The organism is Pseudoalteromonas luteoviolacea, assembly GCF_001750165.1.
In the GTDB taxonomy this organism is placed as follows: domain Bacteria; phylum Pseudomonadota; class Gammaproteobacteria; order Enterobacterales; family Alteromonadaceae; genus Pseudoalteromonas; species Pseudoalteromonas luteoviolacea_G.
This window is the reverse complement of the sequence record NZ_CP015411.1, coordinates 4,165,134-4,186,879: the sequence shown is the minus strand read 5'-3', so window position 1 is coordinate 4,186,879 and position 21,746 is coordinate 4,165,134. Positions and strand designations below refer to the sequence as shown.

Genomic DNA, 21,746 nt, shown 5'->3' with positions numbered 1-21,746 from the left:
AAACGAAAGAATTTATCACTGAGGTGAAAAATGAGTAAAGACACATATGCAATGGCATTAACAGTTGGACAGCAAAGCGCGAGTATTGAAGGATATTTGCAAGCTGTGAGTACTATCCCTATGCTGGACGCTGAAAAGGAACATAAGCTTGCAACTCGTCTTCATGAAAATGGCGATTTGGATGCCGCTAAGCAGCTCATCATGTCTCACCTCAGGTTTGTAGCACACATTGCTAAAAGTTACTCAGGCTATGGTTTACCACAAGCAGACCTTATTCAAGAAGGTAACATTGGCCTGATGAAAGCCGTTAAGCGCTTCAACCCAACAGTGGGTGTAAGATTGGTTTCATTTGCAGTGCACTGGATTAAAGCCGAAATTCATGAATATGTGCTTAAAAACTGGCGCATCGTTAAAGTTGCGACAACAAAAGCACAGCGCAAGTTATTTTTTAACCTGCGTAAGAATAAAAAGCGTCTAGGCTGGTTTAATCAAGAAGAAGTTAGCACCGTCGCTTCTGAGCTGGGTGTCAGCGAAAAAGAAGTCCGTGAAATGGAATCGCGTATGAGCGGCCAAGATATGGGCTTTGATCTAGGGTCTGACGAAGATGAAGGTACTCAAAGTGGTAACTTTTCACCCGTACAATATTTAGCTGATTCAAACAGTGATATTGCTGAAGTAATTGAAGAAGAGCAGTATCAGCAGCAGGCACAAAATCGCTTGTTGGCGGCAATGAAGACGTTAGATGAGCGTTCTCAAGATATTGTTGCAGCACGATGGTTGGCTGAAGATAAGGCAACATTGCAAGATTTAGCTGACAAATATAGTGTTTCCGCTGAACGTGTTCGCCAGCTTGAGAAATCAGCAATGAAAAAGCTGCAAGCTGCGATGAGCTAATAAGTTACTCAACGAAAATACAAATACCGCTCCAGAAATGGGGCGGTATTTTTTTGTGTCATAAAAAATTGAGCTTACAAGTGTACGCTTATTTGATTATAATGCATCGATCAAGTTTTAGGAGCGCTGAGTTTGTTAGCTTTATTACGAATTTTGGCTATGGCCATATTTATTATATCGAGTTGTATTTTTGGACTGGCACTGTGTATTGTAAGACCATTTCATCGCAACAATGTGCATGTTATCGCCTCTTGGTTTGGCTCAATGGCCAAGGTAATAGGTGTAGAGTTAGTAATAGAGAGAGCACCAGAAGTAGTTGATGTTGGCCCAGCGTTGTATGTTGCAAATCATCAAAATAACTATGATTTATTTACCTTACCTGCTGTGGTACCAAAAAACACGGTTAGTATGGGTAAAAAAAGTCTCAAGTGGATCCCATTTTTTGGTCAGCTTTATTGGTTATCTGGCAATATTTTAATTGATCGTTCTAATCGCTCTAAAGCTGTGAGTACATTGGATAAAGCGGTCGAGAAAATAAAGCAAAAAGGCTTATCACTGTGGATGTTTCCCGAAGGGACCCGCAGTTATGGACGTGGACTTTTGCCATTTAAAACAGGGGCTTTTCATGCCGCGAAGAATGCTCAAGTGCCTATTATTCCGGTTTGCATGAGTTCAACTAAAGATAAAATTAAACTTAATCGTTGGAACAATGGCAAAGTTTATATTTCGATGCTGGCGCCGATAAAGTTATCAGAGGATTGTTCTGCAAGAGAGCATGCGGTGAACATTCATGCTAAAATGGCGGATAAAATCGCACAATTAGATAAAGGTGAATAAAGCTGATGGAAAATTGGCAAGAGATCAGTGAAGACATTGTTGAGTCGCTTCTTGAAGATGGCTCTAATCCAGAAAAGCTTTATGAAGTTGAGCATCACTTTGTATGTGAAAACTTTGATAAGTTGGAAGAAGCCGCATTAGCTGCATTTAAACTGGGTTATGATGTTGAAGAACCAGCAGAGTTAGAGCTGGAAGACGGTGGTAAAATATGGGGCTTTGATATTGTTGTTGAAGCTGAATTAAATGCCGAAGTTATTCTGGAAGATGTGACTAAGTTGGTTGCAATTGCAGAGCAAACTGGTGTGGAATATGATGGTTGGGGTACCTACTTTCAAGACTGATTGAGTCAAGTAATCACCCCTCAGAAAGAAATGGACTTCTCTCTATTGATTTTTTCTAATCCTTTATTCTTGTATTTTGATCTTGTAGTAGACAATTTTGTCGTAACTATGCATATTATTGCGTTTGATTAAAAAAGCTTCTCCTAGGAACCATGCACGCAACAATTCCCATTAGTGAACTTGTACCAGGAATGTTTGTAGACAGTGTCCATAAACTAAAATCTGATGCAGATATTAAATTAAAGTCACGAGGGATGGTGCGCAATTCGGCGATAATCACGCAGCTCGAAGCTGATGGTGTTTTAGAGCTCAATATAGATATTACACAAAGCCAAGTCCCTGTACCTGAGCGTTTTATCAAGACGGATGCCGCAAATAGCACAATAACACAAAGCGCACAGGCAAAATCAGCATCCAGTACTGAAGCTCAAGATTCAGCAGTTGAGCAAGATACAGACGCGCAGTTAACTTCAGCGGGGGCAAGTGCGTTACCCACAGCAGAGGTCTTTTCTGCGGCATTGAATCAATTTGAAATGCAGAATAAAAAGCTGCAACTGATCTATGGCAATATTCTCGGCGGTGAAGCATTGCAGATGCACTTGGTCAATGACATCAGTAAAGAGATTGTATCTTCAGTGACCCAAAACAGTAATGTTATGGCGATTTTAACCCGCCTTAAAGATAAACGTGGTTTTAGTTGGCGACATATGATCAACTGTACAATCTTGATGACCATCTTTGCTAAATATTTGGGTTTGAAGCCTCATGTGGTGGAACAAATGGCTATGGCCGCGATGCTTCACGATATAGGGAGGAGCAAGGTCCCACAAAGTATTCAGGAGAAGACGACCCCGCTTAGTGACAATGAAACGCGCCATATGCAAAGGCATGTTGCTTACTCTGTGGCGATGGTCAAAGAGGAAAAGGGTATAACGCCTTTGATGATAGATATGATAGTGAATCATCACGAACGCCTTGACGGCAGTGGGTTTCCAAGAGGGCTTGAGCAAGATAAATTGAGTAAGGCTGCACGCGTTATGGCCATTGTAGATACCTATGCGACCTTAACAACGGATCAGCCTAGTATGAAAGCCATAGAGCCTGTGCATGCGCTGCGTTTTTTGCTTTCCAATAAAACGCAATTTGATGCCGTACTAGTGCAAAAATTCATTAAATGTATCGGTATACACCCTGTCGGCACCTTGGTTAAGCTGACCAACGACCGTTTAGGACTGGTTATGTCCGGCAATGAAGGCTCACCAACTTCACCAATTGTGCGTGTGTTTTATAATGTGAAACACATGCATCAAATTACACTAAAAGATATTGACTTGAGCGCCACAAACGACATTAAAATTGTGTCGAATGTAAGGCCGATAGATTATCAGATCAATTTATCCCGTCTGTTGCAAGAGAACTTGCTTGTTTAGCCTGCTTGCAGCGTTTTAGTCTCTGTACTTTAGCTGAGAGCAATGCACCTGCTAGGCAACTAGACATCAATACAATCCACAGCAAGGTGCCTTTTTCACTGTGTAGAGCGAGGCAACAGCAAGCTAATGCAAAGAGTGCGGCAATGATGGCACCTAACCAGTAATGGTTAACCGGATTGTCACACTGGCCTGCACGCTGACATGCACAGTAGTTTGCCTTACATAAACAGTACACGCTGACGCCTGAAAACAGCAGCGCTGCCATAATCAATAACACCATCATGATTATTCTCCTCACTTGAATGGCAAAGAGTATATGTGAAACTCGTTAATGGTTCAATGATATTGAGAATTAGTCTCATTTATATTTGTGGATTTGACTGTTTGATTTCTGGTCTGACTTGTTATTAAAAGTAATTAAAAGCTTTAATTTTGCGCTATTAGTGGGTTAAAAGTGTCAAAGTTGAAGATTTTTAATTCTGTTTTCTGTAGTGTGTCGAGCCATTAATTTTATTGCAGTTAGAATTAAAGAGGCAAGAATGAACAGAATTATGGTTGCACTGATAGGTGCTGGTGCAGTGATCACATCAACGCAGAGTTGGGCTGCTGCATTTCAGTTAGCTGAGCAAAATGTATCAGGTTTAGGCAGAGCGTACGCGGGTGAGGCCAGTGTTGCGGATGATGCATCTGTGGTTTCTCGCAACCCTGCATTGATGAATAAACTAGAGGGCACTCAGATAAGTGTGTCTGCTATGTATGTTAAACCTGATGTGAGTTTGCAGGGGACAAGTACTAACAATGGTGTACCCGTATCAGCATTGGATAATGACAGTATTGCACCGAGTGCGGTGGTACCGAGTGCATTCATCACGACCCAGATTAACGATAAATGGTCTATTGGGGGGGGGATGTATTCTCAATTTGGCTTGGCCACAGAGTTTGAAGATGACTATGTTGCGGGCCAAATTGCAGGTGAGACTGAAATTGTTACTATCAATACAGGTGTAGCTGCGTCATACCAAATCAATGAACAGTGGACTTTAGCGGTGGGGCTAAATCATGTATATGCTGACGCTAAAATTCTCAGAAACGTTGGTGTAAATACGCTTGGCGTCCCCAGTGACACTGAGGTTGTAAACTTAGAAGGTGATGATAGCGGTTTTGGTTGGAATGTGGGGGCCGTGTTTAACATTGACGAAGACAATCGCTTTGGTTTTCATTACCGAAGTGAAACGGACATTACATTTAAAGGTACTTTCAGTAATCAGTTACCGGCAGTCGCGCCTTTTAATGGCACCGCTGGTCAAGCTTTAGCTGGAAGTGTGGCTATCACATTACCTGCAATCGCTGAAGTATCTGGCTCGCATACACTTGATAAGCAAACAGCGCTACACTACAGCATTTTATGGACAGGTTGGAAAAGTTTCCAAACACTTGCAGCTAATGTAGAAAATATTGGCACTGTATTTACAAAGGATGAGAACTTCAGTAATTCACTGCGTTACTCAATTGGTGCTGATCATCAGTGGAGCGAAGCACTCAAGTTACGTGCCGGTTTTGCGTATGATGAGTCACCAGCAGATGAAAATCACATGTCTATTTCAATCCCTGATACAGATCGTATTTGGTACTCATTTGGCGCAGAATACCAGTTAACTGCGCAGTCAAGTTTAGATGTTGGTGTGAGTATCATTCGAGGTAAAACGCAGCGCTTTGTTGAAAAAGATAACTTTGGCAGCGAGTGGGGCTTTAAATCAAAAGGCCATGCTTCAGTATTCGGTTTGCAATACAACCATACACTTTAAAGCGCGACCAAGTGCAAGAAAAAGGGCTGCGATGGTGCAGCCCTTTTTGTTATAGCTTATCTTTTAGCTGATAAAGCAAAGCATGTGCTTGCTTTGGCGTTAGTTCATCAGGGTCAATAGACTCCAACAGCAGTTCTACTTCAGAAGGTTCAGCATTGAGTATTAAGCTCTGTTGTTGAGGTAGTGCTGTCGGCTGCACACCCTCTACGACGCTTTGGTGTTGCTCCAGCAAGGTCAGCTTTTGTTTGGCTAACTTGATAACCGCTTTTGGCACACCGGCAAGGCCAGCGACTTGCAAGCCAAAGCTTTTACTCGCCGCGCCATCAAGTACGGTATGTTTGAATGCAATGGTGTCATTGTGCTCAACTGCATCTAGATGCACATTAACAAGGCCTGATTGTTGCTCTGCCAGCTCAGTGAGTTCGAAGTAATGCGTTGCAAATAATGTCTTGGCAGAGATTTTATTCGCCAAGTAGTCAGCTGTTGCGTAGGCTAGTGATAGGCCATCGTATGTACTGGTGCCTCGACCAATTTCATCCATTAATACCAAAGACTGCTCAGTTGCGTTGTTGAGTATGGTGGCGGTTTCAGTCATTTCAACCATGAAGGTTGAGCGTCCAGAGGCAAGATCATCACTTGCGCCAATACGGGTAAAGATCCTATCAATTTGACCAATTTGCGCGTGGCTTGCAGGGACAAAACTACCAATATGTGCCATTAAAACAATCAGTGCGGTTTGGCGCATATAGGTTGATTTACCGCCCATATTTGGACCTGTGATCAGCAGCATTTTTCTGTCATTGCTCAAGTGCACTGGGTTTGCAATAAAGGGCTCACTACTGACTTGTTCTACCACAGGGTGGCGACCTGCTTGAATATTGATTTCATCGCTTGACGTGAGTTCTGGTTTACAATAATCCAGAGTCTGAGCACGCTCTGCTAATGTATTCAATACATCTAAGTCAGCCAGTGCTGCGGCCATTGTTTGCAGTTGCTCAAGATATGGTGCGATTAATTCAAATAATTGCTCATATAGCTGCTTTTCAAGCGCCAGCGCTTTGGATTGACTGCCCAGTACTTTATCTTCGTGTTCTTTTAACTCAGGTATGATATAGCGTTCATTATTTTTTAGTGTTTGGCGTCTAATGTACTCAGGTGGCGCAAGGTGCGCGTTGCCTTTGCTGATCTCAATATAAAAACCATGTACCTTATTGTAACCGATTTTTAAAGTACTGATACCAGTACGTTCGCGTTCACGTTCTTCCAGCTGCTCTAAAACGTCTGTTGCCCCTTCACTGAGTGCTCGCCATTCATCCAGCTCTGCATTGTAGCCTGTGGCAATAACGCCACCGTCTCTTATCAGTACTGGCGGGTTGTCGATGATTGCGCGCTCGAGTAAATCTTGTAAATGAGGAAGTTCTGGCGATTGCGCTTTGATTTGTTGGATACGCGCATCACCACTTTCATTTAATAGCTGGTGCAGTGGTGGTAGTGCTTGCAGTGCACTGCGAAGACGGGTTAAATCTCGTGGTCTTGCGTTACACAGCGCAAGCCTTGCAACGACGCGCTCAATATCGCCAATTTGACGCAGCGCATCATACAGCTCTAGGCCTAAATGCATGTCGAGTATGCTTGAGATAGCGTTTAGGCGCGCATTAAGCTCATGTCTGTCACGAACCGGTGTATGGATACGGCGCTTAAGTAAACGTGATCCCATAGGCGTCGCTGTTTTATCGAGTACTTGAGCAAGGGTGTTATCGATAGAACCAGATAAATTGACTGTGAGTTCAAGGTTTTTACGTGTTGCCGCATCTAAAATCACAGCGTGTTCATTTTTTTCTAAGGTAATGGCTCTGATATGTGGCAGTGCTGTACGCTGCGTATCTTTGACATATTGCATGACACACCCAGCTGCGATTAACCCTGTAGAGGCACCTTCGACACCAAACCCGATAAGGTCTTTGGTGCCAAATTGTTGGCAAAGCAAGTGCTTAGCTGTATCTAAGTCAAACTCCCAATCTGGGCGACGACGGCAGCCTTTGACTTGCTCAAGCACGATTAAATTTTGGAATGACTCAGGGTAGAGCAATTCAGCTGGTTGCAAGCGCTGTAACGTTGACATCAGTGCTTCATCAGTTGCCAGCTCTACAATATTAAAGCGTCCAGAGTTGATATCTAAATAGGCAACACCGTATTTGCTTTTGTCTTGCCATACAGCAGCAAGCAGGTTGTCTTGGCGCTCTTGTAATAGGGCTTCATCAGTGACGGTACCAGGTGTGACAATACGCACAACCTTGCGCTCAACGGGGCCTTTACTGGTGGCTGGGTCACCAACTTGCTCACAAATCGCAACCGACTCACCCATTTGCACCAACCGTGCAAGGTAGTTCTCTACGGCGTGATAGGGTACACCCGCCATTGGAATGGGATTACCACCCGCTTTGCCACGATGTGTTTGCGAAATGTCGAGTAGTTGTGCGGCGCGAATGGCATCATCGAAAAATAATTCGTAAAAATCACCCATACGGTAGAATAGCAGGATCTCTTGATGTTGGGCTTTGATCCTAAGATACTGCTGCATCATAGGTGTTTGTTGCTTTATAGTATGTTCAGAATAAAGATCTAATGACATGCTTCTACCTAAGGTTTTTTGTATGGAAATACACACTAAAATCGCCGCACTAGCGGCACAATTGGGCGCTATTCTAACGAATAAAAGCTTCGTGATCACTACCGCTGAGTCTTGTACTGGTGGTGGAATTAGTTATGCGCTCACAGATACGCCGGGAAGCTCTGCCTATATCGATCGTTGCTTTGTCACATACAGTAATGAGGCGAAGCATGAATTACTGGGCGTATCAGAGCAAACGCTTGCTCAATATGGCGCGGTCAGTGAGCAGACAGTGATTGAGATGGCCGCAGGAGCAAGAGTTGCGGGTAAAGCAGATATTGCGATATCGGTATCTGGTATTGCAGGGCCAAGTGGCGGCAGTAAAGAAAAACCTGTTGGTACTGTATGGTTTGCAATAGATATACAGGGAAATACACATACATTTATGCAAGTATTTCCTGAAGGGCGAGCGGAAGTTAGATTGCAAGCTATTGAATTTATTTTGGAAAAAATAATTTCTTTAATAAAACAGTAAAAGGCTCTTGATACTGTAATTCTATACAGTATACTTGTTCGCATTACGCTAGATTGGAGAAACAGATGAACGATAACAAACAAAAAGCATTAGATGCTGCATTGTCGCAAATTGAGCGTCAATTTGGTAAAGGATCAATCATGAAGCTGGGTGATAGCCAAGCTTTAGACATCGAGTCAGTGTCAACTGGTTCATTGGGACTGGATATTGCTTTGGGTATCGGTGGTCTGCCAACTGGTCGTATTGTAGAAATTTATGGTCCTGAGTCATCAGGTAAAACAACTCTAACGTTACAGACCATTGCACAAGCACAAAAAATGGGCAAAACTTGTGCGTTCGTAGATGCAGAGCACGCACTTGACCCAGTATATGCTGAAAAGCTAGGTGTAAATGTTGATGACTTATTAGTATCTCAACCTGACACTGGTGAGCAGGCGCTTGAGATCTGTGACATGCTCGTACGCTCAGGTGCTGTAGACGTTGTTGTTGTGGACTCGGTAGCTGCCTTAACACCTAAAGCGGAAATCGAAGGTGACATGGGTGACTCTCACGTTGGTCTTCAGGCGCGTTTGATGTCACAAGCACTACGTAAGTTAACGGGTAATATCAAACGTTCAAATACACTATGTATCTTCATTAACCAAATTCGTATGAAAATTGGTGTAATGTTTGGTAACCCTGAAACAACTACTGGTGGTAACGCGCTTAAGTTCTATTCATCAGTACGTTTAGATATCCGTCGTATCGGCTCTGTGAAAGAGGGTGATGAGGTCGTTGGTAACGAAACACGCGTTAAGGTTGTTAAAAACAAGGTTGCACCTCCATTTAAGCAAGCGGAATTCATCATCATGTATGGTGAAGGGTCATCTAAGCAGGGTGAGCTAATTGACTTAGGTGTTAAGCACAAACTAGTCGACAAAGCTGGTGCTTGGTTCAGCTACAATGGCAATAAGATTGGTCAAGGTAAAGCGAACTCAATCAAGTTCTTGAAAGAAAACGTGGCAATTGCTGACGAGATTGAAGGCAAGCTACGTGAAATGTTATTACTTCAAGCAACCATTAAAGATGAAGAAGGCGAAGATAAAGGCCTTGCAGAGGTAGAAGACAAGCTATAACTCTTCTCATCTAGCGAATAATCTAGAGTAAAAAGCCGCTTACACAGCGGCTTTTTTAATTCTTATATTCCGATAAAAAGCATGAATTCAATTTTTGGTTAGGTGTTTTATACCGCGCCATCAAAATCAAACTGACGCCAAGACTCATAAACGAATACTGATACTGCGTTAGATAAGTTCATACTGCGGCTATCTGGTTTCATTGGAATTCTTAGTCTTTGCTCTTCTGGTAGAGAAAAAATAATTTCCTCGGGCAGACCACGCGTTTCTGGTCCAAACAACAATGTATCACCGGCTTGGTATTTTGGTGCATGGTGATAAGCTTTGCCTTTGGTTGTGCATGCAAATACACGTTTAGGCTTGCGCTGTTCTAAATATGCTTCGTAAGACGGGTAACGCTTAACTTCACTGAATTCATGGTAATCCAGTCCTGCACGCCTTACACGTTTGTCATCCCAGTCAAATCCCAGTGGCTCAATCAAGTGTAATGAATAGCCTGTGTTGGCACATAAACGGATAATGTTGCCCGTATTTGGTGGGATCTCAGGTTGATATAAAACGATGTCTAACATGATTAACCTCTAACTCAATTTGAGCGCAGTATAGCTTATTGGGCGTTGTGCAACTAGACAATATGAATAGGTTCTCGGGCCGTGATAAGTTTTTTAATTAATTCTTGTCTTGTAGAGCAGTCTATTTAAATATTGATTATGTCAGTTAGGTAGGTAAATATCTGACACTGAAATAGGGTAGATACCTGTTTTTTGACACAAAGTTTCTACCTATTGGCTGAACTGTCGTATGATGAGAAGGTAGTCACCTGCGTTATTAAGGGGGAAGAGTGGCGCGAGATTATGACGCATTAGTGCGTTTTTCAAGTATTTTCACCATCATAATGGCTGGTGTGATGATCGCTGCAAAGGCTTGGGCGTGGCTTTCATCGGGTAGTGCCGCCATGTTGGGCTCATTAACTGACTCCATGTTGGACGTGACCGCTTCACTGATGAGCTTTTTTGTATTGAGTTATGCGCTTCGCCCTGCGGATGATGACCATAGATTTGGCCACGGAAAAGCAGAGGCATTGGCGGGGCTTGGTCAAGCCGCGTTTATTTCTGGTTCTGCGTGTTTACTCGCTTTTCATGGTATTGAGCGTTTGTTTAACCCGGTAGAAATCAATCAAAGTTTGCTTGGTGTTTGGGTGAGTATATTTGCAATTATTTGCACTTTATTGGTTGTTGCAGTTCAACACCAAGTTGTGAAGCGCACGCAGTCTTTGGCCATTAAAGCAGATTCAATGCATTATAAGGGTGATATATTGCTCAATATTGCAGTGCTCATTGCTATGATGTTGAGCCACTACAGTATTGGTTGGGCAGATCCGGTATTTGCCATTGGCGTTGCATTATACCTACTTTATAACTGTTGGGGCATTGCTCGAGAAAGTGCTGATCACTTGATGGATAAAGAGTTACCAGAAGAAGAAAAAGCTGAAATAGTAGCGATTGCTACCTCGCACGCAGCAGTATATGGCGTGCATAATTTAAGAACACGTCAAGGTGGTAAAATCAAGTTTGTACAACTGCATCTAGAACTGGATGACGATATGCCCTTGATGGAGGCACATCAAATTGCAGATGACGTTGTTGCAAGGATCCAAGCCAACAGTGAAGGAGAAATCGATGTCCTTGTGCATCAAGATCCTGTTTCTTTAAGTGTCACTGAGTCTGCAAATTCGTAGCATTGCGTCAGCACGGCACGTCTAATTGTGTCTTCTTCACAAAGCAGTTCATGTTTGCCTGCGTAGCTTTTTATCTTACAAAGCGTTTGCTGTGATGCAAACTCGAAGTGCGCTTGGCTATTGACGATACTGTCATGCTCGGCGCTAGCGATGCTGATTGGCAGTGAAATAGGCTGCCTTTTTTTACTGGTTTCAGAAAGGGCTGCATTTAGCCAGCCAAAACTCACACCGCCAAGTTGCAGCTCACTGTGTTGTTCATATTGTGCTCTGAATGCTTGATATCGTTCATCACACCCAGTGAGTTCATTCTCTTCAAATGGTTTAGGCTGATAGGGCTGCTGGCCTATTGCAAAGTCCTTTGCTTTACCCAGCATGCAAGCGGCTTTTGCCACCCATTTAGCAAACCAAATTGGGTAGGGGGCTGTGTGTATCTCAAACATTGGTGCGCTGAGAAATACCCCTTTAGCGTCTGTATTTGGTGTCTTTTCGAGATAATGACGCACGATAGCACCACCCATTGAGTGGGCTAAAAAAAGCCATTTATCAGTGTGAGGCGTAACTTGCTCTGCGATAATGAGGCTAAGTACGTCGCTGTATTGTTTAAAGCAATGAATATGGCCAATTTGCCTATTAGCTAATAGGCGATCAGAGTAGCCCTGTCCAAGATGATCAAAGGTCACAACACCAATATTGTTTTGAGCTAGCTCCCAAAGGAGCTCCCTATATTTATATGCGCTTTCTATCCTGCCATTAACCAGCACAAGTGTGTACTTTGCTTGTGCTGGGATATGACGAAAGTAAAACACATGACCAAATTGTGTGCTGATATGGCCTTTCGTACCAGTTTGCCAATGTTGCTCTATCGCTGGCTGGTTATCATTAAGGGATGCACTGTGACTATAAAACATTAAGGTTGTTGTAATGGGATCGTTAAGGTCACATGCAGACCTTGCTGATTTTCAAATTCGATGTGGCCATGATGCACTTTTATCGCGTGTTGTGCAATCGCCAAGCCAAGGCCAAACCCGCCTGCGCTATCATTTTGCGGTGTCCTTGATTGGGAGGCTCGATAAAATGGAATACATAGCTTATCTAGCATGTCATCGCTGACACCAGGGCCATCATCGGATACCTTGATGATCAATGTTTGATTTGAGGTCATGCAAGTGACGGTGATTTGATTGTTGGCATATTTAAGTGCATTTCTAACAATGTTTTCAATTGCTCTGCTGAGTAAGATTTCATCCCCATCAATCATGGCATCCGGCAGTTCATTAGTACTTAAGGTCTTTTTTAGCTGCTGGCATTCAAAGTCCGCATCATTGATAACAGGCGCGAGCAAATCAATAATTGATATAGGGTGTGGTGCGAAGTGATTGATACCAGACTCCAATTTGGAGAGCTGTAAAATATCACTGAGCATATGTTCAAGGAGCTGAGACTCTTTTTCGATCCTCTGTAAGTAGCTATCTAGATCACCACTGGCTTTGCTGGATGCGATGCCTGTGGCCATCTGCAAACGGGTAAGAGGAGAGCGCAACTCATGAGAGATATCGGCAATTAGGCGTTTTTGGCTAAGTACTTGGGACTCTAATTGCGAGGCCATCAAATCAAAGTCTTTTCCTAATTGCCCAAGCTCGTCTTGGCGGTGTATATCTACGTTAGCGCGTGTATTAAGCTCTCCACGGGCAAGTTTGGCTGCGGCCGTTTGTAGTTGCTTAATTGGCTTAAGCAGTCCTCTGGCAAACCAGTAACTTAGACACATACTGGCAAATAAAATGATGGCGAGCTTTAACCACTGTGGCATCAGTCTAACTTTAAGAAACAAGTCGCCTTCTCGGTTATCCAAAATCATAAACAACTGAAAGTCATTATCGCGAATACGCACTTTTAAAGGACCATATGCGCGAAATTTATCGGTATTAATGGCTTTGGGCTCTCCGTCTAATGCAAAATTTAAAAGCGCTAAATCATAGTTATAAAGCTCAGGGTTACTGACTAAGCTTTTTTCTGATTCTACATGTTTGAGGTAGACCTTTGCGCGTTTACCATGCCTGCGATTTGAAATAATGTGTTCAATGGACTTTTCAGGTAAGCGCTCAGCGTGGCGTTCAATTGATCTTTGCAAGTGAAATAAGTTTTTGAGCATTGGAGGGGAAATGTCTTTAGTGGCCAATGTATCAGGCTGTAACAAGCTCACACTAATCAACAGAGATAAAGTACACAAGATGGTTAACCAGAACCAAAAGAACACTTTGATTGCTAAAAACTTCTTCATATTATGCCGTTAGGAAAATATATCCTGACCCTCGTAATGTTTTAATAAACGTATGTTCACTGTGTGTCGCTAATTTTTTTCTAACATTACTGACATGCATATCAACGGAACGGTCGTAAGCGACTAAAGGACGTCCTAATACACTTTGACATAGGGTTTGTTTACTGACGATTTCACCTGCTGATTTCATGAGCTGATATAGCACTTCATATTCTGTGCCTGTTAAAGGGATTTCATGATTGTTCAGACTCGCACTTCTCGACGCTATATCGAGTACTAGACCATTGAACTCAAGTTGTAGGGACGTGTTGTGTTGATTGAGATGGGCGACTCTGCGCGTGATGGCTTTGATCCGTGCAAGCAATTCCCGGTGATTGAAAGGTTTAGGAATGTAGTCATCAGCGCCTAACTCTAGTCCAAATATTCTGTCAAAGTCATCCCCTTTCGCAGTAAGCATAATCACGGGGGTCATCTTTTCAAGTCGCAATGACTTTAATACTTCAAAGCCATCTTTTTTGGGCATCATTACGTCTAGCAAGATGACACCATATGTGTTCATGAGTGCGCTATTTAAGCCTTGTTCACCATCAAATTTACACTCGACATTAAATTGCTCTGTCTCTAGGTATTCTGTCAGTAATTCGCAAAGTGACTGGTCATCGTCGATGATAAGAATTGACGTACTCATGATGACTTCTTTTTCAGTTATCTCGTGTGGTTATTGTACTTAACTATAAGGGGCTTCGAATCGAATTTACACTTCTTTACGCTAAAACACGCTGAACTTATGACTGGCGTGGATCTTAATGAGTTTTCATCATTTCAATAATATTTGCACATTTTTGGGGAAAATAGAGTTCTGAGATGCTTTGTTATCACTTTTGACAAAACTTTACGTTAGCTTGACGTTGCTTTTCTTTAGGCTTGCTAAAGTTCATCCTGACATGAATACAAGGCGCTCTCAGTTAAAAGGAGTAAGAGCGACTTTTCGCATTAATACAATCAACCGGAGATACCTTGATGAATAAATTAGCCAGCCTTTTACTAGTAAGTTGTATCAGTGTTGGAGTGATCCCACACGCGACTTTCGCCAGTGAAGCAACAACACATGAGCAAAAAGCAAAGCGTCATCACATGAAGCCATTTGCTCATTTAGAAAAGCGGTTATTGTCTGACAAGGCGATTCGTCATCTTGAATTGACACAAACGCAGCAAACAGAACTCAAAGCCGTATTTGCCACTTATAAAGCGCAACTAGAAAATTTGAAAGAGGCATATCCAGCTAAACCTCGTGAGGCATTTAAAGCCATCATTGAAGCGGATACATTCGATAAAACACAAGCACAGCTTTTGTTAGAAGAGCGCTCACCTAAAAAACAAGCTTTTATGTTGACAATATTGGAGGCAAGACACGCCATCCATCATATTCTTACTGATGAACAGCGCAATAAAATTGCTAAAAGAAAACGTAAGCTGATGGCGAGAAAGTACCATCAAAATGACAATTAATAAGTCAATTTGGTGAGGGCTGGTATCGTTTACTCAGCCCTTTTGTTTTACTTTAAAAAAAGCAGTAATTGATTACCAGCAGCGATGGTATTGTTTTCGCCTTCAAATATGTTTTCTGCATTTTTAGTGATGACGGCACCGTCTAACCACTCGTATACTTCCTTATTAAAAGTCACCAACACATCAACAGGGAATTCGTAATTTTCTTCTAATGTCATTAGTACATTGGCGACTTCATCGATGATCAAGGCTCCGTCGTTGAACTCAACACAAAAATAGAGGTTGTTGGCAACTTCTTTAAAGCCGTTTGCAATGTTTTCTAGGCGCTCTTTACTTTGTCCTTGTGATTGCAATAGACCAAGCTCAACATCAACTTCTTGAATTGATTCAACTAATGAGGATACGTCCTCATCATCAATTGGGTTTTCTTGCCAAAAATCTTCGGCGCTGAGCTCGCCTTTGTCTACCTTATTCCCTAAAGCGCCCATTTCATCTGGAGAAAAGTCAAAAAAAGCATCTTCAAATAAATCGGCATTTTCTTCATTCCTTAGGCCACCGGCATAGATTTTCTGGTTGTCTTTAAGGGAATCCAACACCGCTTTGTTTTCATGGGATTTATCTTTTTGAGTGGTTGATAGATAAAAGTCCTTAAAGTTTTCATTGCTCTTTTTAACTTGTTTGGCAAGGCGATGAAAATTACTGAGGTCTTTTTGCATCGACATGTAGTGTGTGACTTCCCCTTGCTCATTTTTGATTTCAGAGATGTTCCACTCAACTGGGTACATGCTGCCGTCTTTGCGATAGTTAATTGATGCGCCATAAAAAAAGCCATGCTCTTTTAATGCGGGGGTTAATTTCTCAATGATACGTTTATTGCTTTTGGGCCCCTGTAATATGCGTGGAGACATGCCAACAAGCTCCGCTAATTCATAACCTGTATGGCGGCAAAAAACAGGATTGGCGTAGATGATCCGGTAGCCTGCACTGGCATCTGCGTCAGTGATGACGATGGCATGGTGCGAATGCATCAGAACTTGCTTTAGCAGTTCAAGAGGAGAGCATTCATTGAGCATTTGGCTAAAAAACAGCATTTCTTCCATGTCTTTTGCTTGGCTTGGCATGAGTTGGCCTATTATGTGGCGTATGTTTAGGATTTAAGTATTGTCTGGAACAGTAAAAATGCCAAAAAATAGCCAGTGTAAATGTAATGAGCATGCCCCCTTTAATATGAGGGGGCAACAAAGAAGTGATGGGTAATGTGCTAACTTATATGTTAGTTGTCTAGCTTGTGCTTAAATCGCACGGGCGCATAGCTTTCTAACAACTCAGTAAGCTCTGTTTTAGTGGCGGCTTCTTTTAGATAGACATCGATAAACTTCAAACTGATGGAGTTAACAATATCAGTGACAAGGAAAGGATCTATACTGCCTAGGAAAGGCCTATTGCGGTCAAATGGAAATACATAAGGGTAGTCTGAAAAATCCCAATGCAGAGCACCGTCAATTTGAAGCATATATGTATCGGCAGCCTGTTGTTTGAATACAACGCTGTAATCGCCATTGAGAGGCAACTCAGAATGCATCATTAAATAAGGCTTTAGTGATGGCATAGTGGGAGACAAATTAAAATGCAATCCATCGAAGTTTATTGCCCCTTTACATTGATATACCTGGTGACAAAAAGCTGCAACGGTTGGGCCACCAAATGAGAGTCCAATTGCGGCTAATTGAGACAGGTCTAGCTGGCCTTTAAATGTTTTTAGGTGCTCACCGACATAATGCATACCCCAGTATTGCCCATATTGAAGACGTGTAAGTTGATCCAATGCAAAATGCATGTCTGCCACCCATAAATCGAGTCCCTTGCGATCGCCTTCAGTCCAACTCATTAACTGATATACACGTTCTACTTGTTCATCATTGAGATCAATACCTGCCAGAGAGTCAAGTTTCGCAACCAATTCATCAAAGTTAACATCAGCCAATTCACTGATGTAAAAGTCGTTGGCGCGTGCATCTTGGTCATAAGTGGCACTTTGCTCATTACTTAAGGTGACAAATTGAGCATGATGTGGGTGGCCGACACTTACTACGATATAGCCTTTTTTAGCCAGTTCTATCATGAGGATCTCTTTGTCCTCCACTGTTGATTGGTAACCATGTGAATACATGACAATGGGAAAGGGAGATGAGCTTTGCGCCAAAGGGGCGTTTTTATTCAACTCGAAGGGGAGTGTTTGTAAATACTGGTGAAGCTGAAAGTGATTATCTGTGGGTGTTGCAGTAGCGTAGGGAAATTGCTCCGTATGAAAATGAAGATAGCTTGTTGAGGGAGAGAGCGTGGTGGTTGGGTACCAAATCTTGATTAATATATCTCGATAGTCAGCGTTGTTGGGAGTAAGGTTCTCAGTACGACTGTAATCTGTGGCTGTGAAATATGTGACACCGACGGCATATTCTTCAGCACTGGTACTCATACTTATTAGCATGAAACAAAGCATAAGCAGCATATGGGTGATTGTGTGTTTTAACATAGTAATTATCCTTATCTTGTTGTATCGAATTTAAATTGATAAGGATCAGAGAAAAATGCAAGGCGAGGAAACGAACTGGTTTATTCAATGAGTGTAAGGTTATGTTTTAATTTGACTTTATAAACATGAATCTTTATCAACATGAAACATAATCGCAATTAAAGGGGGGGTGAGCCAGTATCAAAGTAAGTCTTGGCAGTTGCTAAATATTCAAAAGGGGAGAACACAGGGAGAGGGTGCCTGAAAATAGGCTCTTCTGAATAGCAGAACCTATTGTCAGAGTTTGATGATAATGCTTTTGATTAAGAGCTTTGGTGGCTTCTTATTTTGGATATTAACTCGCTTAAATCTATAGAACAGAAAGCACAAATCGCAAAAAACTGATTTAACTTAGGTTGGCCTACATCCCGCTCCCAATTTTCATAAGTTTTTCGGCAAACGCCTAAATGCTTTGCCATGATTGCGGTTGTTACCCCTTTTTTCTTACGCAATGCCCTCAGATCATCACCTGTGATGTACCTTGCAAAAAAATCTACCATTTCCTGTTCCTTTTAACATCTATTCCGTTACATTTTTACAACACTTTAAAAAGACGACCTTAAATAGCATGTGTGATTGGTTATCTATCGTATCTGTTCAGTAACAAGTTAATGCTGTGCTTTATTGTGTTTTATTTAGCTAACATATGATGCGCTTATAGATAATCTACATGCATTGACAATATTTCATTGATACGAGCTTAAAACCGACAACTACAATACTAAGCTCGTATATAAATTGTAATTTTCACAAACTTTTATCACATAAAATTAATACTGTCTATTGTTCATTCAACAATATGAAATGTTTCATAGGGTAAAATTTTTCCCTCATTTTCATGTTTGACTGGGTATTAATTTCCTCATAATTTACCAAATTGCCCAATTGTTAAATGTACACCTGGCTATTTTTATGAGCTTTATAGCGCGACATGTAAATCGTATCGTTATGATTATATTCGATTTAATAATGATTATTTTAATTTTTAGTGAGTTTTTTAAGGCGCTTTGTAAAAGGTGTTTTCTAAATTGATGAAATTACATCTGGTGCATGGGGTTGTTTATATAGAAAAGTAATTATTGCGAATTGGTGATTAATTGATGAGTGTTCGCTGGTCTTTGATCTTTAAGGAAGTGAGTGACGATAATTTGGGGTATGAGTTGATTTCCAGTCGTCATGAGCGTGGCTGTTTTTTTGACAACCACGCAAATGTACTTAGCGGTTTATCCAACTGCTTGCTGTTGCTAGAATGCCATCACTGTCTAATCCCATTTCCGCATGCATCTGATCTTGTGTTCCATGTTTGATGAATTCATCTGGAATACCTAAATGTTTTACAGGGTGGGCGATACTCTGTTGGGCAAAATACTCACTGACGGCACTACCTGCACCACCAGCAATCGCATTATCTTCTAGTGTCACAAAATGAGTATGTGTCTGAGCAAGCTTGGTCAATAAAGACTCATCGAGTGGTTTCACAAATCGCATATCCACCAGTGTGGCATCCAGTTGTTCAGCGACACTACGCGCGTTATCTAACAGCGTACCAAAGTTTAATATGGCAAGTTTATTTCCTTCACGCAGTGTATTGGCTTTACCAATTGGCAACTGCGTCATTTCAGCAGAAGGCTCAACACTTCCAGCAGAACCGCGCGGGTAACGCACAGCCGCAGGCTGATTTAGTGTGTGGCCAGTGTACAGCATTTGGCGGCATTCATTGAGGTCGCTCGGTGCCATAATCACTAAGTTTGGAATACAGCGCATAAAGCTTAAGTCATAAGCACCTTGATGGGTTTCTCCATCGGCTCCGACTATCCCAGCTCTATCAATGGCAAATAGCACAGGGAGGTTTTGGATTGCAACATCGTGGATCAACTGGTCATAAGCGCGTTGTAAAAAGCTTGAGTAGATCGCAACGACTGGGTTTAGACCCTCACAAGCAAAACCAGCACCTAAAGTCACTGCATGCTGTTCTGCGATAGCGACATCAAAATATTGACTTGGGTGCTCTTTAGAAAAGCGCACCATACCTGAGCCCTCTCGCATAGCCGGTGTGATGGCCATAAGTTTAGGGTCCTGTTCTGCCATATCACATAACCAATCCCCAAATACTTTTGAAAACGTTGGGGCGCTTGGCTTACTTTTTGGCAGTTGGTGAACACTAGGATCAAACTTTGGAACGCCATGATAGCCAATCGGATCGGCTTCAGCTGGTTGATACCCTTTACCCTTTTGAGTCTTAACATGCAGTAGCTGTGGACCTTTTAAGTTACGCATATTACGTAGCGTATCTACGAGCATATCGACATCATGGCCATCAATAGGGCCGATATAATTAAAACCAAGCTCCTCAAAAAAGGTGCCTGGTATTACCATGCCTTTAAGGTGTTCTTCTACTTTACTGGCGAGCTCTTTTACCGGAGGTACACCTGAAAGTAGTTTTTTACCACCTTCACGAATATTGGTATAAAAGCTACCAGAAAGGATACGAGCAAAGTGATTATTGAGTGCGCCGACATTTTCTGAAATAGACATTTCATTGTCGTTTAAAATAACCAGCATGTCTGATTTGACATCACCAGCATGGTTCATCGCTTCGAATGCCATACCCGCGGTCATCGCGCCATCACCGATGACAGCCACAGTTTTGCGATTTTTTCCTTCTTTTTCAGCCGCAATTGCCATCGCTAAGGCGGCAGAGATTGAGGTGCTCGAGTGGCCTACACTGAAGGTGTCATACTCACTTTCTTCTCTAAATGGAAAAGGGTGCAAGCCATCTTTTTGGCGAATGGTATGCATCTGTTCTTTTCTACCCGTGAGTATTTTATGCGGGTAAGCTTGGTGACCCACATCCCATACGAGTCTATCAACAGGGGTGTTATACACGTAATGTAGTGCGACGGTAAGCTCAACGGTGCCTAAACCTGACGCTAAGTGACCACTGCTTTGAGAAACAGAATCTAATAAATAGTTTCTTAACTCAGCACTAAACTCATTCAACTTTTGCTGTGGCAATTGCCTTAGCTGTTGAGGCTGATCAATTAATGCCAATAATGGATACTTGCTACTATCAATAGTCATATTATTCGTAATATCCTTAGCAAACCTTGCCCAATTATATACAAAGCTTGCCGATAGTTTTATAAATTTAAAGGGAACTTGTCATTAAATAGTCATGTATTTTAAGCGATAATCAATGGTCCCGCGCAATAATATACTTGGCTAGCTCAGCGAGTAAGCGTGTGTCAGCGTCTATGTTTTCTAGTGCTGAAAGCGCTTGGTCGATAAGCGTTTGTGCTTTCTCTTTTGCGCCTGTCATGCCAAGTAATGCAGGGTAGGTTGATTTATTATGTTCTAAATCCGAGCCTTGCGGTTTTCCTAAAGTATGTGTATCGCCTTCGATATCAAGAATGTCATCTTGAACTTGAAATGCCAATCCAATAGCTAAGCCAAAGTCCTTTAATTGACTACGTGTTAAGTCGGTAATTTGTGGGGCGCATAGTGCACCCAACTCGATTGCGCAATTGAGCAAAGCGCCAGTTTTTAATCTATGTATATGCTCAAGTGCTTGAATACTTGTTTGTTTATCAGTTGCAGCAATATCTAAGGCTTGCCCACCGACCATCCCTTGTAAGCCTGATGCTTTTGCGAGTGACTTAATCATCGCAACTTGTTGCTCTACAGGGGCTTTAAATTGATGTGATGCGAGAAACTCAAAGGCTAATGTCTGCAAAGAGTCACCGGCTAAAATAGCCTGAGCTTCGTCAAATGCAATGTGACAAGTTGGCTTACCGCGTCTAAGGTCATCATCATCCATTGCGGGCAAGTCGTCGTGTACAAGCGAGTAACTGTGAATGCACTCCACTGCGGCGGCTGCAATATGCAAGTCTTCAATGTTGGCCCCCAACATTTCTCCGGTCGCATAGACTAAAAATGGGCGCAGTCGCTTTCCGCCATTGCTAACAGAGTATAGTGCTGCCGCTTTAGCGGTTGGATCGGTATCTAAATCTTGGCCAAAATAAGCGTTTATTGTTTTTTCAACATCTTGCTTTGCGATGTGTAATCTTTGATGTAGTTCCAC

The 21,746-nt window shown here is 42.2% G+C and carries 20 protein-coding genes; 9 read left to right on the top strand and 11 right to left on the bottom strand.

The features are described from left to right. Positions 1-30: 30 nt before the first annotated feature. From rpoH to S4054249_RS17995, 4 genes are all read left to right on the top strand, one after another. Positions 31-894, top strand: coding sequence for an RNA polymerase sigma factor RpoH (gene rpoH, locus S4054249_RS18010; protein WP_046356126.1), 864 nt, complete (start codon positions 31-33; stop codon positions 892-894). Between the two features lie 132 nt (positions 895-1,026). Next, the gene (locus S4054249_RS18005) at positions 1,027-1,731 is read left to right on the top strand and encodes a 1-acylglycerol-3-phosphate O-acyltransferase (RefSeq protein ID WP_046356127.1); all 705 of its coding nucleotides are present in this window, start codon (positions 1,027-1,029) and stop codon (positions 1,729-1,731) included. A 5-nt stretch (positions 1,732-1,736) separates the two neighbouring features. Continuing rightward, positions 1,737-2,072, top strand: coding sequence for a ribonuclease E inhibitor RraB (rraB, locus tag S4054249_RS18000; RefSeq protein ID WP_039608342.1), 336 nt, complete (start codon positions 1,737-1,739; stop codon positions 2,070-2,072). A 152-nt stretch (positions 2,073-2,224) separates the two neighbouring features. Beyond that, positions 2,225-3,502 (top strand): HD-GYP domain-containing protein, encoded by a 1,278-nt coding sequence (locus S4054249_RS17995; protein ID WP_046356128.1) that lies wholly within the window; start codon positions 2,225-2,227, stop codon positions 3,500-3,502. Here S4054249_RS17995 and S4054249_RS17990 read toward each other — a convergent pair. Beyond that, positions 3,462-3,785: a hypothetical protein gene (locus tag S4054249_RS17990; RefSeq protein WP_069949076.1), complete on the bottom strand. Its 324-nt coding sequence runs from the start codon at positions 3,783-3,785 to the stop codon at positions 3,462-3,464. The genes S4054249_RS17995 and S4054249_RS17990 overlap by 41 nt on opposite strands. A gap of 256 nt (positions 3,786-4,041) precedes the next feature. Between S4054249_RS17990 and S4054249_RS17985 the strand changes: the two genes are divergently transcribed. Continuing rightward, complete coding sequence (locus S4054249_RS17985; protein WP_046356129.1) at positions 4,042-5,307, top strand: outer membrane protein transport protein; 1,266 nt, start codon at positions 4,042-4,044, stop codon at positions 5,305-5,307. A 49-nt stretch (positions 5,308-5,356) separates the two neighbouring features. Here the strand turns inward: S4054249_RS17985 and mutS are convergent, their stop codons facing one another. Beyond that, positions 5,357-7,939, bottom strand: a complete 2,583-nt coding sequence (gene mutS, locus S4054249_RS17980) for a DNA mismatch repair protein MutS (protein WP_046356130.1) — start codon at positions 7,937-7,939, stop codon at positions 5,357-5,359. Between the two features lie 22 nt (positions 7,940-7,961). Here mutS and S4054249_RS17975 point away from each other — a divergent pair, with 22 nt between their 5' ends. Together S4054249_RS17975 and recA are read left to right on the top strand one after the other, a co-directional pair. Then, positions 7,962-8,453, top strand: coding sequence for a CinA family protein (locus S4054249_RS17975; protein WP_046356131.1), 492 nt, complete (start codon positions 7,962-7,964; stop codon positions 8,451-8,453). A 65-nt stretch (positions 8,454-8,518) separates the two neighbouring features. Beyond that, the gene (gene recA / locus S4054249_RS17970; protein WP_039608348.1) at positions 8,519-9,568 is read left to right on the top strand and encodes a recombinase RecA; all 1,050 of its coding nucleotides are present in this window, start codon (positions 8,519-8,521) and stop codon (positions 9,566-9,568) included. 107 nt (positions 9,569-9,675) lie between these two features. On the opposite strand, the gene trmL is transcribed toward recA, so the two are convergent. After that, on the bottom strand, positions 9,676-10,140 hold the full coding sequence (trmL, locus tag S4054249_RS17965) for a tRNA (uridine(34)/cytosine(34)/5-carboxymethylaminomethyluridine(34)-2'-O)-methyltransferase TrmL (protein WP_023398897.1): 465 nt from the start codon (positions 10,138-10,140) through the stop codon (positions 9,676-9,678). A 335-nt stretch (positions 10,141-10,475) separates the two neighbouring features. Between trmL and S4054249_RS17960 the strand changes: the two genes are divergently transcribed. Next, on the top strand, positions 10,476-11,306 hold the full coding sequence (locus S4054249_RS17960; protein WP_046356163.1) for a cation diffusion facilitator family transporter: 831 nt from the start codon (positions 10,476-10,478) through the stop codon (positions 11,304-11,306). Here S4054249_RS17960 and S4054249_RS17955 read toward each other — a convergent pair. Genes S4054249_RS17955 through S4054249_RS17945 form a run of 3 tightly spaced genes read right to left on the bottom strand, consistent with a single transcriptional unit; the run spans position 11,261 to position 14,272 of the window. Beyond that, positions 11,261-12,214 (bottom strand): alpha/beta fold hydrolase, encoded by a 954-nt coding sequence (locus S4054249_RS17955; RefSeq protein WP_046356132.1) that lies wholly within the window; start codon positions 12,212-12,214, stop codon positions 11,261-11,263. The two genes, S4054249_RS17960 and S4054249_RS17955, sit on opposite strands and share 46 nt — an antisense overlap. Continuing rightward, positions 12,214-13,584 (bottom strand): ATP-binding protein, encoded by a 1,371-nt coding sequence (locus S4054249_RS17950; RefSeq protein ID WP_046356133.1) that lies wholly within the window; start codon positions 13,582-13,584, stop codon positions 12,214-12,216. The genes S4054249_RS17955 and S4054249_RS17950 overlap by 1 nt, the downstream gene beginning before the upstream one ends. Before the next feature lies 1 nt (position 13,585). Then, complete coding sequence (locus tag S4054249_RS17945; protein WP_046356134.1) at positions 13,586-14,272, bottom strand: response regulator; 687 nt, start codon at positions 14,270-14,272, stop codon at positions 13,586-13,588. Positions 14,273-14,604: 332 nt separating this feature from the next. Here S4054249_RS17945 and S4054249_RS17940 point away from each other — a divergent pair, with 332 nt between their 5' ends. Continuing rightward, positions 14,605-15,093: a Spy/CpxP family protein refolding chaperone gene (locus tag S4054249_RS17940; RefSeq protein WP_046356135.1), complete on the top strand. Its 489-nt coding sequence runs from the start codon at positions 14,605-14,607 to the stop codon at positions 15,091-15,093. Positions 15,094-15,140: 47 nt separating this feature from the next. On the opposite strand, the gene S4054249_RS17935 is transcribed toward S4054249_RS17940, so the two are convergent. From S4054249_RS17935 to ispA, 5 genes are all read right to left on the bottom strand, one after another. Next, complete coding sequence (locus tag S4054249_RS17935) at positions 15,141-16,214, bottom strand: PAS domain-containing protein (RefSeq protein WP_046356136.1); 1,074 nt, start codon at positions 16,212-16,214, stop codon at positions 15,141-15,143. A gap of 152 nt (positions 16,215-16,366) precedes the next feature. After that, positions 16,367-17,626, bottom strand: a complete 1,260-nt coding sequence (locus S4054249_RS17930; protein ID WP_046356137.1) for a hypothetical protein — start codon at positions 17,624-17,626, stop codon at positions 16,367-16,369. Positions 17,627-17,928: 302 nt separating this feature from the next. Then, complete coding sequence (locus tag S4054249_RS17925) at positions 17,929-18,165, bottom strand: helix-turn-helix transcriptional regulator (RefSeq protein ID WP_046356138.1); 237 nt, start codon at positions 18,163-18,165, stop codon at positions 17,929-17,931. A 715-nt stretch (positions 18,166-18,880) separates the two neighbouring features. After that, positions 18,881-20,746 carry a 1-deoxy-D-xylulose-5-phosphate synthase gene (dxs, locus tag S4054249_RS17920; RefSeq protein ID WP_046356139.1) on the bottom strand — a complete coding sequence of 622 codons (1,866 nt, stop codon included), beginning with the start codon at positions 20,744-20,746 and terminating at the stop codon, positions 18,881-18,883. Between the two features lie 112 nt (positions 20,747-20,858). Further along, entirely contained in the window at positions 20,859-21,746 is an 888-nt protein-coding gene (gene ispA / locus S4054249_RS17915; RefSeq protein WP_046356140.1) for a (2E,6E)-farnesyl diphosphate synthase, read from the bottom strand.

What these genes read in the sequence shown, in the direction of transcription:
- rpoH (WP_046356126.1), top strand. Translation starts at nt 31, where the DNA reads ATGAGTAAAGACACATATGCAATGGCATTAACAGTTGGACAGCAAAGC.
- rraB (WP_039608342.1), top strand. Translation starts at nt 1,737, where the DNA reads ATGGAAAATTGGCAAGAGATCAGTGAAGACATTGTTGAGTCGCTTCTT.
- S4054249_RS17995 (WP_046356128.1), top strand. Translation starts at nt 2,225, where the DNA reads ATGCACGCAACAATTCCCATTAGTGAACTTGTACCAGGAATGTTTGTA.
- S4054249_RS17990 (WP_069949076.1), bottom strand. Translation starts at nt 3,785, where the DNA reads ATGATGGTGTTATTGATTATGGCAGCGCTGCTGTTTTCAGGCGTCAGC.
- S4054249_RS17985 (WP_046356129.1), top strand. Translation starts at nt 4,042, where the DNA reads ATGAACAGAATTATGGTTGCACTGATAGGTGCTGGTGCAGTGATCACA.
- mutS (WP_046356130.1), bottom strand. Translation starts at nt 7,939, where the DNA reads ATGTCATTAGATCTTTATTCTGAACATACTATAAAGCAACAAACACCT.
- S4054249_RS17975 (WP_046356131.1), top strand. Translation starts at nt 7,962, where the DNA reads ATGGAAATACACACTAAAATCGCCGCACTAGCGGCACAATTGGGCGCT.
- recA (WP_039608348.1), top strand. Translation starts at nt 8,519, where the DNA reads ATGAACGATAACAAACAAAAAGCATTAGATGCTGCATTGTCGCAAATT.
- trmL (WP_023398897.1), bottom strand. Translation starts at nt 10,140, where the DNA reads ATGTTAGACATCGTTTTATATCAACCTGAGATCCCACCAAATACGGGC.
- S4054249_RS17960 (WP_046356163.1), top strand. Translation starts at nt 10,476, where the DNA reads ATGATCGCTGCAAAGGCTTGGGCGTGGCTTTCATCGGGTAGTGCCGCC.
- S4054249_RS17955 (WP_046356132.1), bottom strand. Translation starts at nt 12,214, where the DNA reads ATGTTTTATAGTCACAGTGCATCCCTTAATGATAACCAGCCAGCGATA.
- S4054249_RS17950 (WP_046356133.1), bottom strand. Translation starts at nt 13,584, where the DNA reads ATGAAGAAGTTTTTAGCAATCAAAGTGTTCTTTTGGTTCTGGTTAACC.
- S4054249_RS17945 (WP_046356134.1), bottom strand. Translation starts at nt 14,272, where the DNA reads ATGAGTACGTCAATTCTTATCATCGACGATGACCAGTCACTTTGCGAA.
- S4054249_RS17940 (WP_046356135.1), top strand. Translation starts at nt 14,605, where the DNA reads ATGAATAAATTAGCCAGCCTTTTACTAGTAAGTTGTATCAGTGTTGGA.
- S4054249_RS17935 (WP_046356136.1), bottom strand. Translation starts at nt 16,214, where the DNA reads ATGCCAAGCCAAGCAAAAGACATGGAAGAAATGCTGTTTTTTAGCCAA.
- S4054249_RS17930 (WP_046356137.1), bottom strand. Translation starts at nt 17,626, where the DNA reads ATGTTAAAACACACAATCACCCATATGCTGCTTATGCTTTGTTTCATG.
- S4054249_RS17925 (WP_046356138.1), bottom strand. Translation starts at nt 18,165, where the DNA reads ATGGTAGATTTTTTTGCAAGGTACATCACAGGTGATGATCTGAGGGCA.
- dxs (WP_046356139.1), bottom strand. Translation starts at nt 20,746, where the DNA reads ATGACTATTGATAGTAGCAAGTATCCATTATTGGCATTAATTGATCAG.